The sequence below is a fragment of the Cetobacterium somerae ATCC BAA-474 genome, assembly GCF_000479045.1.
Lineage (GTDB): Bacteria > Fusobacteriota > Fusobacteriia > Fusobacteriales > Fusobacteriaceae > Cetobacterium_A > Cetobacterium_A somerae.
This window is the reverse complement of record NZ_KI518156.1, coordinates 1-1,545: the sequence shown is the minus strand read 5'-3', so window position 1 is coordinate 1,545 and position 1,545 is coordinate 1. Positions and strand designations below refer to the sequence as shown.

Sequence of the window (1,545 nt, the reverse complement as noted above, 5' to 3'; positions counted from 1 at the left end):
TTTTTTTTTATATTAATGTGGTTAATTTTTTATCTTGTTTCATATTAGCACATCAAAAAGACCATTGCAATATTTTTTTTTAGCTTTAATTTCAAATATATAAATTTCTATGTAATTCTACATAGAAATCTAATAAAAAAATTTTAATAAAAAAAGCAATCCTTATTATTAAAGGATTGCTTTTTTTATTAGGATTCCTCCCAATATCAATATTTTTCAGGAATTCCTTCCTATCTCTTCAACATCGAGTCATCACAACTCATCATAAACATTTAAGGTTTCAACCTTATCTTAATTCAATTATAACACTTTTTCTTATTTTTTCAAGTTATTTATTAAATCAAGAATTCCATTATCTATATCTTTTTGATTTAATTCTTCTTCATAGTTCACAGATAAATCAATTAATTCTTTTATTTCTTTTTCGTAAATTTTTTGTTTTTCCTCTAATTTTTTCCAAGAATAGCATAAATTTACTAATTTTTCTAATTTTAATTTATTTAAGATTTTAATAAAAAAATCTATTTTATTATCTAGCTCCATACTCCTTATTGAATTTAATAAAACTGATTCTATCGCTTTATAAAAAAAAGCATCATCTATTTTAACTTGAATATAGTTTCCTTTATCAATAAATTGGCTAAACCTATTATAATTAACAGTTCTCATTTGGTCTAAAACTAAATAACTATTTCTCTTATTTAAATCTCCTGGTAAATTATGTATTTTTCCTAAATTTAATTTATTATCTCCTTTAGAACTTGATGTTAAAGGTATAACTATAGCTGTTTGATTATCTTTATTTTTTTGTAAAACAATAGCCATATGCTTCCCATTAAATTCATTTTGTTGAACTGGATCAAAGTCTACATAATATATATGCTGCTCTATAACTCCTTTACTATATAATCCCATTTCCCCTCCTGTATCCTGTAAAAAGAGCTTTAAAATAAAAGCTCTTTTTAATATATCTTATTATTATAAACATTTTAAATTTTTATATCAATTTTTAATTTTACAAATTTTTAAGAAAAAATTTAAAATATTATCTAATTTAAAAAAAATTTTAGAATAAATTATATTATCCAATTTTTCAAAATAATTTCTCAATTTATTCAATTTATTTTTTCTAATCAAGAAATGAATTAAAATAGCAAATGAAAAAATCATAAGAAACTCTTTAAAAAATATTAAAATTTGTGATGGATCTTTAACAAAAATAAATACCACAAATATTAATCCAACTATAAAACTTTTATCAATTTTTTTCATTTTCTCCCCCTATTAAAATTAGCCATTTGACTTATTTTTGTTTTTGCATTATTAAAACCTTTCTTACTGGCTTCTATTCCTTTAACTCCATTTTTTCCTAAGCTTTTTGAAATATTTCCTAATGCTCTTGATTGTGATTGAATTGCATTTTTTAAACCTTTAGAATCTTGAGAAAAACTATTCCAATTTAAAGAGGGAGTTCCTCCAACTAAACTCCCTGCAAGTTCAGGAGTTCTCCACATGGGGTCCCATCAGGAAAACGCGGAATAACAA

Annotated in this window: 3 protein-coding genes; all 3 read right to left on the bottom strand. The window is 22.6% G+C overall.

Annotated features, from left to right (window positions below):
* Nucleotides 1-315: 315 nt before the first annotated feature.
* Entirely contained in the window at nt 316-915 is a 600-nt protein-coding gene (locus HMPREF0202_RS14750) for a type II toxin-antitoxin system PemK/MazF family toxin (protein ID WP_023050217.1), read from the bottom strand.
* Nucleotides 916-1,002: 87 nt separating this feature from the next.
* Nucleotides 1,003-1,272, bottom strand: a complete 270-nt coding sequence (locus tag HMPREF0202_RS07065; RefSeq protein ID WP_023050216.1) for a hypothetical protein — start codon at nt 1,270-1,272, stop codon at nt 1,003-1,005.
* The gene (locus HMPREF0202_RS07060; protein ID WP_023050215.1) at nt 1,269-1,514 is read right to left on the bottom strand and encodes a hypothetical protein; all 246 of its coding nucleotides are present in this window, start codon (nt 1,512-1,514) and stop codon (nt 1,269-1,271) included. The genes HMPREF0202_RS07065 and HMPREF0202_RS07060 overlap by 4 nt, the downstream gene beginning before the upstream one ends.
* Nucleotides 1,515-1,545: the final 31 nt, after the last annotated feature.